This window comes from Ruminococcus difficilis (genome assembly GCF_016680995.1).
Genome location: NZ_JAEQMG010000011.1, coordinates 1 through 15,211, shown reverse-complemented (window position 1 = coordinate 15,211; position 15,211 = coordinate 1). Strand labels below are relative to the sequence as shown.

General features: G+C 47.6%; 12 protein-coding genes and 1 riboswitch. Of the genes, 9 read left to right on the top strand and 3 right to left on the bottom strand.

The features are described from left to right. Positions 1 to 415: 415 nt before the first annotated feature. The 3 genes from JKK62_RS00715 to JKK62_RS00705 all read left to right on the top strand — a co-directional run bounded on the left by JKK62_RS00715 (position 416) and on the right by JKK62_RS00705 (position 7,344). Positions 416 to 6,307 carry a hypothetical protein gene (locus JKK62_RS00715; protein WP_201426525.1) on the top strand — a complete coding sequence of 1,964 codons (5,892 nt, stop codon included), beginning with the start codon at positions 416 to 418 and terminating at the stop codon, positions 6,305 to 6,307. A 77-nt stretch (positions 6,308 to 6,384) separates the two neighbouring features. Beyond that, the gene (locus JKK62_RS00710) at positions 6,385 to 6,993 is read left to right on the top strand and encodes a hypothetical protein (protein ID WP_201426524.1); all 609 of its coding nucleotides are present in this window, start codon (positions 6,385 to 6,387) and stop codon (positions 6,991 to 6,993) included. A 45-nt stretch (positions 6,994 to 7,038) separates the two neighbouring features. After that, positions 7,039 to 7,344 (top strand): hypothetical protein, encoded by a 306-nt coding sequence (locus JKK62_RS00705; RefSeq protein ID WP_201426523.1) that lies wholly within the window; start codon positions 7,039 to 7,041, stop codon positions 7,342 to 7,344. 386 nt (positions 7,345 to 7,730) lie between these two features. Here the strand turns inward: JKK62_RS00705 and JKK62_RS00700 are convergent, their stop codons facing one another. Beyond that, positions 7,731 to 8,591 (bottom strand): LysR family transcriptional regulator, encoded by an 861-nt coding sequence (locus JKK62_RS00700; RefSeq protein ID WP_243411707.1) that lies wholly within the window; start codon positions 8,589 to 8,591, stop codon positions 7,731 to 7,733. Between the two features lie 140 nt (positions 8,592 to 8,731). On the opposite strand from JKK62_RS00700, the gene JKK62_RS00695 reads away from it, so the two are divergent. From JKK62_RS00695 to JKK62_RS00675, 5 genes are read left to right on the top strand one after another with little or no spacing between them, the layout of a single operon-like run. Continuing rightward, entirely contained in the window at positions 8,732 to 9,307 is a 576-nt protein-coding gene (locus JKK62_RS00695; protein ID WP_201426521.1) for a DapH/DapD/GlmU-related protein, read from the top strand. A gap of 3 nt (positions 9,308 to 9,310) precedes the next feature. Next, positions 9,311 to 9,853, top strand: coding sequence for a cyclophilin-like fold protein (locus JKK62_RS17380; protein ID WP_243411706.1), 543 nt, complete (start codon positions 9,311 to 9,313; stop codon positions 9,851 to 9,853). Between the two features lie 12 nt (positions 9,854 to 9,865). Beyond that, positions 9,866 to 10,831, top strand: a complete 966-nt coding sequence (locus JKK62_RS00685; RefSeq protein ID WP_201426520.1) for an alpha/beta hydrolase — start codon at positions 9,866 to 9,868, stop codon at positions 10,829 to 10,831. Positions 10,832 to 10,849: 18 nt separating this feature from the next. After that, entirely contained in the window at positions 10,850 to 11,845 is a 996-nt protein-coding gene (locus JKK62_RS00680) for an alpha/beta hydrolase (RefSeq protein ID WP_201426541.1), read from the top strand. Between the two features lie 10 nt (positions 11,846 to 11,855). Further along, the gene (locus tag JKK62_RS00675) at positions 11,856 to 12,398 is read left to right on the top strand and encodes a flavodoxin family protein (RefSeq protein WP_201426519.1); all 543 of its coding nucleotides are present in this window, start codon (positions 11,856 to 11,858) and stop codon (positions 12,396 to 12,398) included. A gap of 436 nt (positions 12,399 to 12,834) precedes the next feature. Here JKK62_RS00675 and JKK62_RS00670 read toward each other — a convergent pair whose 3' ends face one another. Both JKK62_RS00670 and JKK62_RS00665 read right to left on the bottom strand, forming a co-directional pair. Then, the gene (locus tag JKK62_RS00670; RefSeq protein WP_201426518.1) at positions 12,835 to 13,149 is read right to left on the bottom strand and encodes a hypothetical protein; all 315 of its coding nucleotides are present in this window, start codon (positions 13,147 to 13,149) and stop codon (positions 12,835 to 12,837) included. Further along, a complete protein-coding gene (locus JKK62_RS00665) occupies positions 13,149 to 14,348 on the bottom strand; it encodes a cation:proton antiporter (RefSeq protein ID WP_201426517.1) in 1,200 nt (399 codons plus the stop codon). Before JKK62_RS00665 ends, JKK62_RS00670 begins: the two co-directional genes overlap by 1 nt. Before the next feature lie 46 nt (positions 14,349 to 14,394). Continuing rightward, positions 14,395 to 14,481, bottom strand: a riboswitch (Fluoride riboswitch). Positions 14,482 to 14,566: 85 nt separating this feature from the next. Between JKK62_RS00665 and JKK62_RS00660 the strand changes: the two genes are divergently transcribed. Continuing rightward, positions 14,567 to 14,806 (top strand): integrase core domain-containing protein, encoded by a 240-nt coding sequence (locus JKK62_RS00660; RefSeq protein ID WP_366502778.1) that lies wholly within the window; start codon positions 14,567 to 14,569, stop codon positions 14,804 to 14,806. The last annotated feature ends 405 nt before the right edge of the window (positions 14,807 to 15,211 follow it).

The following is a 15,211-nucleotide window of genomic DNA, read 5'->3' as shown; positions in this document are numbered from 1 at the left end:
AGAGCAAAGGCTCGTCCCTAATTAAAAGAGTATCTTGACGATATATCTGACTATGAGAACATCTTTTTCGTGGATCCCAAATGGTGTGAAATTACCCTATGGTGTTTTACCGTCAGCTTGGAATCAAAATCGCGGTAGAGGCACTGAAGTAGAGAATTTCCGAGTGCAGGGATTTGCAGTCAGCTATCTCTATAATTTCACTTTTGCCGAGGGTGCTTTTTTGTTTCGTCAAGCACCTGAGTGACTTTTTTTCGAGCATACGGCAGTCGAACTTCTATTATATCATTATTGTTCGATTTGTCGAAAAAATTAATACCGTTCGTCCCTAAATTTGACCGTTAGTCCCGAATACCTTGTTATAACCTGTATTTTTTGCTATTATAATCCTGAAAAATTATAACAGGAAGTGTTGTGTATGCTAAAACGACTATCAAAAAAAGCAGGACTTGTCGTCACGGCTGCTTTGCTGTCTGTGCTGATAGTTCTGTCATGCGTTATGCCCTCAGTGGTTTCGGCGGTTCAGACATCCGATGAGTCCGTCGGCGGAATTGTGACGAGCTTAGCCACCAAGGAAATGAAGAAGTTTGCCTATGACCTGATCGACCGCACTATTCTGGCAGGATTGGGCAAGGCGGCGTCCTCGGTTGAAAACGAGAATGTTCAGATGGTGCTCAACGCCACGAGAAAGATCCTCGGCGGCGGTCAGGGCGTCGCTAACTCCAAAATTCTTTCGGCGTGCAGCGAGATTCAGCAGCAGCTTTCCGAGCTGGATCTGACCGTCCGCGCCGCAACCTCTCACACAAACAGTCTGCTTTCACAGTTGAACGTGATCATCACCAAATACGCGTTCAATGATAAGGTATCGGAAGAGCGTTCGTTCGACGACAAATACAGAAGCGTCATCAATAATTTTACCGATCTGAACGATGCGCTTCAAAAATACTGCAAAGACTCGAACGATCCCGATGCGACCGAGAATCAGCTATATGAGGATTTTCATAATCTTCAAACCGCTTACAGTACGGTATCCGCATATTACGACGGCATAAAAACCGACGGCGCCGATGCGGTTGAGCATCAGGACGGCATCAACTTTGACAGCGACCTGACCGGATATCTGGAGCTGATTTCTCCGTATTCGCCGTCGCAGGCATTGTCGGATGATTTATCGGACACTAACGGTTGGGGTAACCGCTCCGATAATCTGACCTATCTCGATTATGCGGAGGAATGCTATAAGGCACAGATCGTCGGCGAGAACCAGATGTACGATCTGATGACGGCGAGTATCGGCGACGCCGCCTCTCCGCTGATTACCTATCTTACCGCCTACCAGCTGTACGCGAGCTACAAGGTGTGCCTGCTGAACTCCGACGTGAGCTACTGCGATGATAAAGATAAAGAGTCGGACCGCCAGAAGGTGGTATACGACACATGGTCGTTGTTTGATAAACGCCAGAAAAAGGCTGTTCGCGGCGTCTATCAGCTCTGTTCGCTCTATCAGAACCAGCTCACCTCTCTGATGCGCGGTTACGACATGATGCAGAATATGCAGATGGACTATCAAGAATACGAAGAGCATAAGGTTGAAGATAACCTGCTTCAAGATCTGACGAGAAAGCTTAAGGCGTATGTGACCGATGCCGACCGCAAGTTTTATCTGATCAAGCCCTATGGCACCTCATCCGTATACGCCGTCAGCAACTACAAGGTTGAAAAGACCCAATTCACCACACAATACCTATATTTTAATTATAATATGCCGGGTGATTACTGTCCGACTCAGGATTATTTCAATCTGCAAAAAACAAACGAAAACAGCAGGGACAGAGGCTTTAAAACAATCACCAACGGGGAAGATCTGAATGACTTGCTTTCGCCGAACATCTGGGATTCGTCCGGCAACCAACTTGACGCATACCTCAGAAATGTCGCGGGACTTACCCAGACGGCGAACGTCGAGAGCTCATACAAGTCTGCTTCAAACGACTATGACGATTTGAAAACGGGCGCCTATGTCATCCTGAATGAAAGCGGCTACGACAACTCAAGCAACAAGATGCAGATCCTCAACGAGTCGATGCCGATTCTCGGTTCCGCAAGCTCTAACCAGTTCAACGTGAAAATCGCCGATCTTCCTAATAGCGGCAATAACCCTGTGACGATCATCATGAAGAACTACGAGACCATCAGCCGCAATATAAAGGCGGAGGGCAGCGGCGCGGCAGTATCGCTGTACTGCGGCGGCAACAAGCTTGCCGACGGCGGTCAAAAGGTGAACAGCGGCTCCGCAGTGGAGCTGCAAATGATGCCCGACAGCGGCAAGGCGATCGACACTATCAAGCTCTATCGCGCCGACGGCAGCGAAATGACCACCCTTTATAACAGCAACCAGACAATGAAGGATTCCAAAACGGGCGACCAGAAAAGCGTCGATGTCACCGATGTGCTCTGCGAGGTGAGCAGCGGCTGCTATAAGCTTGTATTCTCCTCTCCCTATCAGGATTGCACAGTCAAGGTTACCACGAAGAACGCCGCGACCCCTCGCCACAGCGTCACCCTGCTCAATTCCTTCGACGGCGACCTGCAATTCGGAGAACACGACAGTATCTCCCGCAAGGAATTTGCCGAGGGAGAGACGGTCACCTTCTTTGTACGTCCCTATGAGAGCGGCACGGTGACGAAGGTATGGCTGCTGGATGAGGACACCACCGAACCCGAGCAGCACGAGCTGAAGAACGTGACCTGCTCGCCCTCCGATGCGCAGTGCTTTGCGCCTACCGAACGTGCGTATTCCTTTGTAATGCCGGCGCAGGACGTTTTTGTCAGAGCGGATTACGATAAATCGGGTAAGCTTTTAATATTTGATACCGATAAATTTGTATATGACAATAACGGCAAGCCCACCAGCTATATGAAGGTTGGCGGCGGCTGGCTCTACATCGGCTGGGATTTTGTTCCCGTTGCCTACAACGCCGGCGAAACGGCGAAGCTTGAAGCGGTGACGGACGACAAACACGTTCTGAAATCCGTCAGTGCACACGGCGAAACCAGCAACATGGATTATCCCGTCACCATCATAAATAACGATTACACTGTGACGTTTGACGCGGAAAACCCCGAGAACATCGTGGTGGTTCCCGAATTTGCTGAATTGGAAAAGGACTATACCGTTACGATCCGAGATTCCGTGGTGCATGACAGAGGACTGTTCTTTGTTGACAGCGACGGCAAAACCCTTCCCGTCTATGAGATGAAGTATGATGAGGGCGATACCGTTACGCTGATCGCCACCATCAACGAAGCGCTGACCGGCACTATCGTCATCACCGATGAATGGGGCAAGGATATCACCGAGAATGTTCCGCTCACTGTTGACGAGGATGCCAAGACCATCACCTTCACTATGCCCGCCAAAAACATCACACTCAACATTCCCGATTACCATGATTTCCACAATGGCATTTGCCGCGACTGCGGTCTGTATGAAACGCCCATTCAGGGTGAGGACGGCTGCTATCAGATCAGAAACGCCGGCAACCTGTTCTGGATCTCCGCGCTGGTGAGAAACGACCACACCCACGCGATATTTGATAATCAGAACAAATCGCCGAAGTTCAAGCTGATGAACGACATCACCCTTGAAAGCCTTCAGTGGGAGCCGATCCCTGATTTCGGCGGCGTTTTTGACGGACAGGGCTTCACCATTAACGATTTCTACTTCAGCAAAACGGTCACGAATCATGATGAAGAAAACATGAAGTACGGATTTTTCGTCAACTGCGATGGGGCAAAGATCCAGAATTTTGCCTTGAAAGGAAAAGCGGAGTTGGACTATCACCGCGAAGACACTTATAATCCGTACTCTTCAAGCGTGCTGAGCTTTGCCTCGATAGCGGGAGGCTTGACCGTAGGAACGACCATCGACCACGTTTACAGCTATGTTGACGTGACCCTCTCTGCCGACGAAAACCTGACCATGCTCGTAACTGTTGCGGGTATCGCGACAGACATTATGGATAAAGACACCGTCAGCAACTGTCTCAATTTCGGCAGCTTCAGCGGACCGATCAGATGTGCGGCGGGTATCGTATTCTCAGCAGCCTATCCCACGGCAACCGTCGAAAACTGCGCGAATATCGGAGATCTCTCATCATCATGGGATAATTACAAAGATTTGTCGGGGCTTCTTTCCGGTATCATCGTTTTCCCGTGGACTTCCGTTTTCTTCGACTATTGCTACCTCAATATCAACAACTGCTACAACTACGGAATGCTAACTGCCGCCTCATCCAGTTCCAGCGATCCGATCGCGGTTGTGACATCGGATAGAGTGAGTATCAACAACTGCTACTATCTCGTAAACAGTTCTAACGATTACGGACACGCTTCCCCTCACTCTGCGGAACAGTTTAAAACGGGCGAGACGGGATACAAGCTAAACAAGGGCGTGACCGACGGCACGCAGGCGTGGTATCAGAACATCGACAACGGCAAAACGCCCGACGATTATCCGCTGCCCGACAAGAACCGCGGCACGATCTACTACATCGAGAGCGAGAACCGCTATTCCAACTATCCCGACGGCAATCCTCCGCAGCCGCCCACAGAGCCGACGACCGTTGAGCCGACTACTGTTGAGCCGACAACCGTTGAACCGACAACTATTGAACCCACGACGGAGCCCACGGAGCCGACGACTGTTGAGCCCACGACAGAGCCCACGGAGCCGACAACCGTTGAACCCACGGAGCCGACAACAGAGCCTGCAACGGAGCCGGAGCCTGCCGGTCGCGGTATCCGCACCTATGAGGAACTGTGCGAATTCCGCGACCAGGTAAATAGCGGCAGCAATTCTGATTCCGCTTATCTTGACGCCGACATCATTGTGCCCGACGGTTCAGAATGGACTCAGGGTATCGGAACGTCCGACAAACCGTTCAGCGGCACATTTGACGGAAGGGGCTACTGCATCGTCGGTCTGAGAATGAATAACTCCCAAAACGAGGCGTTATTTGATTACATCGGCAAGGACGGCATTGTTAAAGATTTGATGGTATTGGATTGTCGCAGTGTAACAGCCGCCGAGTACGCAGGCGGTATTGCGGCGTTCAATGAAGGAACCATCGACCACTGCACAAGCGGTATCAATCTTGCCGGCAGCAAGACCGTCACTCTTTCTAACGGAAAAGTAATCAAGCCGTCAGACTATAATTCCTATATCTTCGGCGAGAACTGCGGCGGTGTTGCGGCAGTCAACAAGGGCACTATTACCGGCACCCGCAACGCCACGGTAGTTGAGGGGGTTACCAGCGGCGGTATCGCTGCGGACAACAATGGTGAAATCTACGGCTGTGCCAACAACGGCGCCGTCGGTTCCACCTCGAGCAGTTGTAAAGTCTCAGGCGGCATCGCGGGCAATAACAGTGGCAAGATCAAAGCCTGCTATAACTCCGGTCATCCCTCCTGCGGCGACAGCAAAAAGCAGGGTATGATCGCAGGTGATAACAGCTCTGCGGCAGTCAGAAATGTATTCTATCCGGATTTCGACAATATTCCCGCTGTCGGCGCATTATCCTCCGCAAAGCTCAGCGATAACTCCGGATTGATGGAAACCGCCGACATGAAAAAGCCCGCGTTCGTTGACAAGCTCAACACCGTGACCGATGATACCGTCGCATGGGTGCATACAGCCTATAATAATACTTATTTCAACAATGGTTTCCCAATCATTCAGGGCAGAACCCTGAACCGGCGGACGCTTACCCTCGCCGAAAACCTCACGGTCAGCAGCCTGATGCACAAGGATCTGCAATTTGACCTGCAGCCTCTTTCCTCCGGCAGCGAGGAATACGCAAAGCTTGCGGCAAAGGGCAATATCATCGCCGCCTACAGCGCCAATACGATTGACTGCAGCGGAAACTATATGCCTGCCGAGCTGTGGACAGCGGGTGGCATGAAACTGTCGGTTCCCACAAACGGCAGAACCATCTGGCTGACGGTGATCAATTCAGACGGCGAAGTAATTGCCATCGCGCCCGACAGCGTTGAAAATGGTACAGCGACCTTTACCGTCGCCGACCTCGGCAGCTTTGCACTTACTCAAACGAAGCCTTCCGATGACGCTTCGTCCTCCACAAAGGACAGCGCAAATAAGAGTACCGACGACACCGGCAGATCCGGCAGCACTGTCGCGGGCGGCGCGGTTCAGACGGGAGAACCTTTCTATACAGGGGCATTGCTTATCGTTATATTGGCAATCGTGGTTTTTGCTTATTTCAGGAGGCGCAAATTTGAAAACCGATAAGAAAAGCAAAATCAGGCATTCGGCTTATTGTCAAATAAGCTTGAGATAAAAAATCTTTATTGAAAGGACGTATTTCCATGAAAGTAAAAAGAATAATCTCCATCACTATTGCAGCAGCTCTCGCGGCGTTATCAGCCGTATCCGTATCTGCGGCTCAGCTGACAGAAACCAATCGGAGCGGTAATACAGAGGTCATTGCCCACATTGACGGCGCCGCTCCCGGCGACGTAAGCTACATCATCACCATTCCCGATGTAGTTGATTTTGGAACACTTGCCATTCCCGCCGATGACAATGATGACCACAACAAGGATGTAACCTATGCTGTTGAGGCAACCGAAATTACAGGTCTTGACACCGCAAAGCAGGCAATCGCAGTCTATGTCAAGGATCAGAACGCAAGTGCAGATGACCGTGCTTTCCAAATCGCAAATAAAGAGAATTCTGCAATAGAATTTAACTATGACGTTTACCGTTCTACCGAAACCTTAAACGAGTCCACCAGAGTCAACAATGGTGATTTCTTCACCAAGGGCTATTATCTTACCAGCTTCAATGAAGAGGGTCAGACTCTGAACGGTACGCTTCGCTTCCATCAGAAGCAGCTCTACGGTCAGAACATTGCTGAAATCGCCGGCGATTACAGCGGCTACATGGTATTCTTCAGCACGATTGACAACGTTTGATAACAGGGCGTTGTTATTGAGATGACTTTGCCATAGGTTATTGGTATGAAAAATTGCATATTCAAGGGCGCGTGTGTGTTTTTCATGCTGTTCAGCCTTTTTCTCTTAACTGTTCCCGCCGTTATGTCCGCGCAAAGCGGACAAGGCGGCAGCACGGAGGTAATTGCCCGCATTGAACCGGAAACGGAACAGACGAGCGAAGCAACACAGCCCTTGCCAACCAGCCCCGAACCGTCGGACAGCAGTCCGGTTCAGACAGGAGAGTTGATTGCGTGGTATGCTTTTATTATTATGTTTGTTTTGGGCGGAACAATGGTTCTGGTGTGGATGAATAGTCGTTCTGAACACTAGAGGTATTTATGACTGTATTATCGGTTTATTCGTAATATTGATGTTTATCTTCGGCTAAAATGGATATAATTAACTGATAAGCATAATTACATCCTCGTCGTTTTCGGCGAGGGTGTAATCATTTATTCTTCTGTTGTGACTAATAATTCAGGGAGTGAAATGGAAAAAACAATAATGTCATGATACCATACGGCATAAAAGAATATGGGGATTCTTAAGAACGAGTTCCAATCTTCTTCCGTTTCTGCGAGCTTTGCGCTCGTAGAACAATCAGATATTGATTTTTTTGTAACGCGTTCGAAAAGAACGAGGAAAATCACGGGATAATAGAGATATAAAAATGCCTCCGTTTGGGCTTTTAAAATTTCCAAGCGGAGGTTTGTCATTTAACGTGCTTTTGTTATTTCCTCAAAAAACTTTTGTGAGGCTTTAGAGAAGACGTTGTCTTTTTTCCATACGATGTGCAGGTCTTCACTGACAGCGGTGGACAGAGGTTTGAAGACCAGCTCGCTGTTTGGATCCGGTTGATGAACGCTCTCTAAGCACAGTGCGTAACCCAATCCGTCATGCACCATCAGAGCGCCGTTGAAAATAAGGTTGTAGGTTGCGACGATGTTCATCTTATCTGCCGAGCGCTGAAGCAAACGCTTTACGATTCCGGTTTTATCTGCCTGACGGGACACAATCAACGGCTTGTCATATAGATCCTTAGGATCTATCATTTCCTTTTTCGCAAGCGGGCTGTCATTTCTGATTAATACACCCCATACATCGCTGTTGGGGATATTTATTGATTCATACTTTGTTTCGTCAACGCTTCCGAACACCAAGCCGAAATCCACAAGACCGCTGTCAAGCCTTTCGACAACATCGGTCCTGTCGCCGCTGATGATATGAAAGTGAATATCGGGATAGCTGTCCCGCACACGCTTTGCGGCTTTTGTCAGAAAGTGCACACCGACGGTCTCACCTGCGCCGATAAAAACATCGCCGGAAATATGCTCATCGGATACGGTGATTTCGTTTTCTGTTTTCTCGACAAGCGCGATGATCTCCTCTGCTCGTTTCTTCAGGATCCTGCCTTCATCGGTCAGCTCGATCCTCTTTCTGCCCCTAATAAAAAGCTGTTTGCCGAGCTCGTCTTCCATATCCTTCAACTGCCGTGACAACGTAGGCTGGCTAAGGTGCAGAGCGTTTGCCGCACCTGAAATGCTTTCCTCTCTGGCAACTGCCAAAAAATAATTCAAAACTCTGAGTTCCAATATGCTCACCTCAATAATATTATACTACATCAGACTATGCCTGTAAAGCATAAACCTGTATTTAATATAAGTATTTGTAATTTGCTGATTCGTGATATATAATAAGAGTAAAGAGAGGTGATTCTGTGACTACACAAGAGTTTTTAAGCTATATGAACAGCGGACAGGAAGTAATTGCATTCTCAGACGTTCATCTGAAAATGACCGAGCTGTCCAATAAAGCAATGGAAATAACAGTCGAGCTGAACAACGCCTGCCACACGCCTGATGAAATCAAGTCGCTGATGGAAAAACTAACGGACAAAGAGTTTCCCGATGGAGCGTATATGTTTCCGCCGTTCTACACCGATTGCGGAAAGAATCTGAAATTAGGCAGAAATGTGTTTATCAACTCCTGCTGTCAGTTTCAAGATCAGGGCGGTATCACCATCGGTGAAGGAACGCTGGTGGGGCCCAAAACGGTGATTGCAACTCTCAATCATCATATGAATCCGAGCAAGCGCGCTAATCTCATTCCAAAGCCCGTTGTTATCGGCAAGAACGTCTGGATCGGCGCGAATGTGACCATTCTTCCCGGTGTGACAATAGGGGACGGCGCGATAGTAGCGGCAGGCGCGGTCGTAAATAAAAACGTTGAAGCCAATACCATTGTCGGCGGTGTGCCTGCAAAGCTGATAAAGCAAATCGAAACGGAGGAATAGTGTATGAATAAAATATTCGCCGTTTTGCTGATTGCGGTTTGCTGTATTCTGTTCAGCGCCTGCAACAGCGAAAGAAGTGAAACAGAAACCACGGCAGTAACGGCAACTCAACCGATCACAAATACAATAACGGAAGCTCAGAAACAAGAAACCCAAACACAAAGTATTGAACAGACTGCAACCACAGAAGAAACTGCAGCCTTGCAAATGACGATCGACGACACACCTGTTTCTGTCGATTGGCAGGATAACGAATCAGTACAGGCACTTAAAGAATTCTGCAGCAATCAACCGCTTATGATTCAGATGTCGAGGTACGGCGGTTTTGAGCAGGTTGGAAGTATCGGCACGGACTTACCGCAAAATGATGTCAGTACAACCACCTCGTCAGGCGACATCGTTTTGTATTCAGGTAACCAAATGGTCGTGTTCTACGGCTCCAACACATGGGCATATACACGCCTAGGACATATCACAGACAAAACACAGGCAGAGTTGACGGAGCTGCTTTCAAACGGCAACGTAACAATTACACTCAGTCATTAATCGGAGGGCTTTATGAAAAAAATCATTGTTGCACTATTGCTGATCAGTACGTTTGTTTTTTCCGCTTGTACCAACGCACAGAATAATGACGCAAAAGGAACAACCTCAGACAGCAGCACATCAAAAACAGACGCTGATGATACAAATTACGACCCATATTCCGTTGAGAACCGCTATGACATTCCAGACAGCTATTTTGAAAAGAAAAGCGGCGTGGATTACGGAACCGTACAAACGGACGTGACTTATTATTCGACAACGGCGGGGGATAACAAGCAGTGCAATATTCTTCTGCCTGCGGGCTATGATGAGAACCAAACCTACCCGGTGATGTATATTTTCCACGGCTTTGGCGGCAGCCACAGCGATCAGATCGATACAGATTCATATGTGAGCCTGCTCTACGGCAATATGTTGAACGACGGATTGACTGTGCCGATGATTCTTGTCAACGTGGATATGTACACCGACAAGCAGTCCGATAAGGAAAACAAGACCGAGGAACAACTTCGTTACATATACGACAAAGCGATCGATGACGTCGCGGTGGACTTAATGCCGTATATAGAGAAAAACTATCCCGTCAGAACAGGTAGAGAATACACAGCCGTTGCAGGTATGAGTGAAGGCGGTGCGAAATCACTCTGCACAGGCTTCAAATGGCTCGATAAATTCGGCTATATTGCGGGATTCGCGCCCGATACCGGCGTGATTCCAACCGAATACTATAAAGGCACTTTCTGGAATACGCCCGTGTTTGAGGAATTTCCTCAGCCGACAGCCGAAACAAAGCCGTATTATTTGTATATGGCGGTTGGCAGCGAAGATCCGTGGAATATCGACTGTACACAGTATTATCATCAGGTTCTCGATGAAATGGGCGTTAAGAATCAGACAGATCTGGCTGACGAATATGGACATGATTATAAATTCTGGAGACAGTGCTTCTATAATTATCTGAGGAAAATTTTCAAATAACAGGAGGAACAGGCAATGATGAAAACAGCAGAGTTGGTATTAACGCAGGATTGGGACAAGACCTTCCCTAAGAGCGACAGGGTAGACCACAGCAAGGTGACATTCATCAACCGCTACGGCATCACTCTCGCGGCGGATATGTATGTGCCGAAAAACGCGGAGGGCAGGCTGCCCGCTATCGCTGTTTCTGGACCCTTCGGTGCGGTCAAGGAGCAGTGCTCGGGATTGTACGCGCAGACAATGGCTGAGCGGGGTTTTCTGACGATTGCCTTTGACCCGTCCTTTACGGGTGAGAGCGGCGGTCAGCCAAGATATATGGCGTCCCCCGACATCAACACCGAGGACTTTATGGCGGCGGTGGATTTCCTTTCATTACATGATAAGGTCGACCCCGACAGAATCGGCATTATCGGTATCTGCGGCTGGGGCGGTATGGCGATCAACACAGCCGCGCTTGACACGAGAATCAAGGCGACGGTTGCCTCCACTATGTACGACATGAGCCGCGTCAACGCGAAGGGGTATTTTGACAGCGAGAATAACGAAGAAGCGCGTTACAAGCTTAAAGCCGCAATCAACGCGCAGCGCTTGGAGGACTATAAAAACGGCAGCTACAAACGCGCGGGCGGTGTGATTGATCCTTTGCCCGACGACGCGCCGTTCTTTGTAAAAGATTACCACGACTACTACAAGACAGACCGCGGCTATCATCCGCGCTCGCTCAATTCCAACGACGGCTGGAATATGGTCGGCTGTCAGTCGTTTATCAATCAGCCGATTTTGCAGTACTCAAACGAAATCAGAAGCGCGGTTCTGATCATTCACGGCGAAAAGGCGCACTCCTGCTATTTCAGTAAGGACGCTTATGAAAGTATGACAAAGGACAGCAAATACACGGAAAACAAAGAACTGCTCATTATTCCCGACGCGGTGCATACCGACCTTTACGACGGCGGCGGAAAGAACGCGATCCCGTTTGATAAGCTGGAAGCATTTTTCAGAGAATATTTGTAAGGAGAGAGCTATGGCTAAAAAAGTATTGATTATCAGCACGAGTATTCGCCCGAACAGCAATTCCGAAATTCTCGCCAACGCATTTGCCGACGGTGCGAGGACTTCCGGAAACGAAGTAGAGCTGATTTCGCTGAAGAATAAAACAATCGATTTTTGTAAGGGTTGTTTTGCCTGCCAGAAGCTCGGTCACTGCGTCATCAAGGATGACGCGAACGCGATTACAGAAAAGATGCTTAACGCCGATGTGATCGTCTGGGCGACGCCGATTTATTACTATGAAATGAGCGGTCAGATGAAAACAATGATCGACCGCGCCAATCCTCTATTTACGCTCGATTACCGTTTCCGCGACGTTTATCTTCTCACAACGGCTGCAGAGGATGAAGCGTATGTTGATGAAGGCGCTTTGAAAGGCGTACAGGGCTGGATCGACTGCTTTGAAAAAGCTCGCTTTGCCGGAAAGGTCTTTGCCGGAGGCTTTACTGTTCCGAAGGAGATAGAGGGCAGTACGAAACTGAAAGAAGCTTTTGAGATGGGCAAGGCAATTTCATAAAAGTACGAGAAATATCTGAGATAAAAAATGGCTCTTCCATAGAACCAGTGGTTAAGAAATTGCAGTCTAGTAGAAAAATACTGATAAATCAATAAAACGCATTTATTCCACGGTCTATTGACAATGAGCCTCTATGCATATGGTATTCCGTCAGCGCAGGCAAGCCATGTAAATGGGCTGCTGCCCGGCATTTAGCCTACCATATGCATACTCATTGTCAATAGCTTTCGCGGCATAAACGCGGGTTTTATCCACCCACACTTTCTAGTGAAGCCTCATTAAATCTGACAAAATAAAACTTCCTGTTGATGTCCGAAACCTCTGGGGTTCAGATTTCAACAGGAAGTTCAATTCTGAAATATATTTTTGCATATTACTGTTAGGCTTATCCTGGATAGTCAATTTAAGTTTTTCAGACTATGGGAGTTACCAAAAACTAATGTATGATACGAAGTAGTGCCTTATGAAACAGACTTACATTTACGACTGAAAGCATATCTTGTCTCCCGAATGACTCCTGTATATCAATATCTATTCTATCGTTGTCACCCGAAGAAAAATCATAGTGTGCTTTTCTTCCTGTCGGAGCAGACAGCCATGTTCCTCCATCAGGAGTGTATGCTCCGTGATTTATCCTTATTTTTCCTTCAATAACTTCGACGCACAGTGTATTTATTCCCATTTCAACCGGTATTCGCAGGCAGTGCTGTCCTTTCAATACTATAAGTTCGCCAAATACAAGCTCCTTCATTAATTTTCACCACCTATCAACTTTTTATGTGTTCTATCTATCCCGATTGCTCCAAGCGGAGCTGTTATCAGTATCGCAAGCACCGCAACCGATAGTATGATCTTTCCGCAGGGTAGACCGAGCGACAGCGGAACAGAGCCGATAGCTGCCTGAACAGTCGCTTTCGGAAGATATGCGATCACGCAGAACAGCCTTTCTTTTGTGGTAAGCTCTGTGCCGAGCATACACAGACATACGCCGACAGTACGAAATGCAAGAGCGATGAATATCATCAGCACTGCCATTCCGCCTGCTGTCAGCGTATAGCGAATATCAACAGCGGCACCGACCAGCACGAACAGCATGACTTCGGCACCGATCCACAGCTTGCCAAACTTTTTCGACATCTGAGCGGAAACGCATTTATCAGCTTTCATTTTCACAATGCATGCCATAGCGACTACGGCAAGAAGCCCTGACATGGCAACATAAGGCTTCACAAGTGTTTCAATGCCCATTAGCAGAAAAGATGTGCCGAGCAGAATAATGACCTTTGTGCTGTTCCTGATTTTATAATTATATTGATATGCCTTTTCAAAAAGAAAGAATACCGCTAATCCAACTGACGCACCGAGCAGGACGCCAAGAACTATGGATGTGGGGATATTCAGGAAATCAGTCGCTTTTACCGAGCCGCCCTGCGCCATAGTCACGAATGTAGAGAACAGCACGATAACGAAAATGTCATCGCAGGAAGCTCCTGCAAGTATCATCTGCGGTATTCCCTTGTCAGTGCCGACCTTATCTTCAATGAGTTTCACCATTCGGGGCACTACCACCGCAGGCGATACAGCACTCAACACCGCCCCCATGACGGCAGCTTCGATATGATTCACTCCGAGCAGAAGAGGAGCGAACAGCACATATCCGACGATCTCACAGCAGGCAGGAACGAATGACATCATCACCGCAGGTCTTCCGACCTTTTTTAAATCGGAAAGGTTCAAAGACAATCCTGCCTTCACAAGTATGATGATGAGCGCAATCTGCCGAAGCTCCGATGAGATTCCGAGAACAGACGGATCGAGCAGATCAAGTACATAGGGACTGACCGCTATTCCAACTCCGAGCATACCGATGATGCGTGGCAAGCCTATTTTCTCAAAAACAGCAGCGGCAGACAGCCCGACAAGAAAAATGATCGCAAGTGACAACAGCATACATATAACCTCCATATAAAAAACAAAAAGCCGACAACTATTGCGTAAGAACGCAGAAGTCATCAGCTTGAATAAGCGGTTTCGTAGGCTCAGTCTGAACCGTCCGTGGGAGAACATCATTCCCAATATTCAATTTCTATACTATTGTACCATTGATGAAGGAACAAGTCAATAGCTTTTTCAATTTGTACGGAAATCATTAATAACAGCAAACACCTATAAGGATAAAAAATCTCTTAGCCGCATACGATAATTCCGTAACGGAGAGCTTCTTTGCTAATATGAAGCGCGAAGAGCTTTACCGCGCAAAATACCGTTCAGAAAGAGAATTCAGAAACGGGGTACAGAACTATATTCAATTTTATAACGAGGAGCGCCCTCATTCAAAGAACAAATACAAGACTCCGTCTCAGAAGGAAGCGGAATATTTCAGTAAACAAGCGGAAAACGCCGAGTAGAATTCGGACACTCAAGGGTTCGGATTCATTCATTTTACATTTTTCGATTTCGTTTTTATGCGATTTTGGTTTTTCAGTCCAAATAAATATTTTATAAGAGCTGTTAGAAAAGCCGCATAAAATCTGGCAAAAATAAAACTTCCTGTTGATGTCCGAAACCTCAAGGGTTCAGATTTCAACAGGAAGTTCAAAATAGTATCACTCCACCTTTGATACAATTTTTTTCGCGGTCGATGAACGACAGCAAAAACACCCCTCATTTTCATTTTGAGGGGTGTCATTTTCATTTTGAGGTACCCCATTTTTATTTTAGGGGGTGCCGTTTTCAATTTCACACTTATAACGTCTTGACAGACGTTCGCTGTGTGAAGTATCTATAGTAAACGACTTTAATATTTTGACTTA

Coding starts and splice junctions, on each gene's coding strand:
- JKK62_RS00705 (WP_201426523.1), top strand. CDS start 7,039: ATGAAAAATTGCATATTCAAGGGCGCGTGTGTGTTTTTCATGCTGTTC.
- JKK62_RS00670 (WP_201426518.1), bottom strand. CDS start 13,149: ATGAAGGAGCTTGTATTTGGCGAACTTATAGTATTGAAAGGACAGCAC.
- JKK62_RS17380 (WP_243411706.1), top strand. CDS start 9,311: ATGAATAAAATATTCGCCGTTTTGCTGATTGCGGTTTGCTGTATTCTG.
- JKK62_RS00675 (WP_201426519.1), top strand. CDS start 11,856: ATGGCTAAAAAAGTATTGATTATCAGCACGAGTATTCGCCCGAACAGC.
- JKK62_RS00715 (WP_201426525.1), top strand. CDS start 416: ATGCTAAAACGACTATCAAAAAAAGCAGGACTTGTCGTCACGGCTGCT.
- JKK62_RS00680 (WP_201426541.1), top strand. CDS start 10,850: ATGAAAACAGCAGAGTTGGTATTAACGCAGGATTGGGACAAGACCTTC.
- JKK62_RS00710 (WP_201426524.1), top strand. CDS start 6,385: ATGAAAGTAAAAAGAATAATCTCCATCACTATTGCAGCAGCTCTCGCG.
- JKK62_RS00685 (WP_201426520.1), top strand. CDS start 9,866: ATGAAAAAAATCATTGTTGCACTATTGCTGATCAGTACGTTTGTTTTT.
- JKK62_RS00665 (WP_201426517.1), bottom strand. CDS start 14,348: ATGCTGTTGTCACTTGCGATCATTTTTCTTGTCGGGCTGTCTGCCGCT.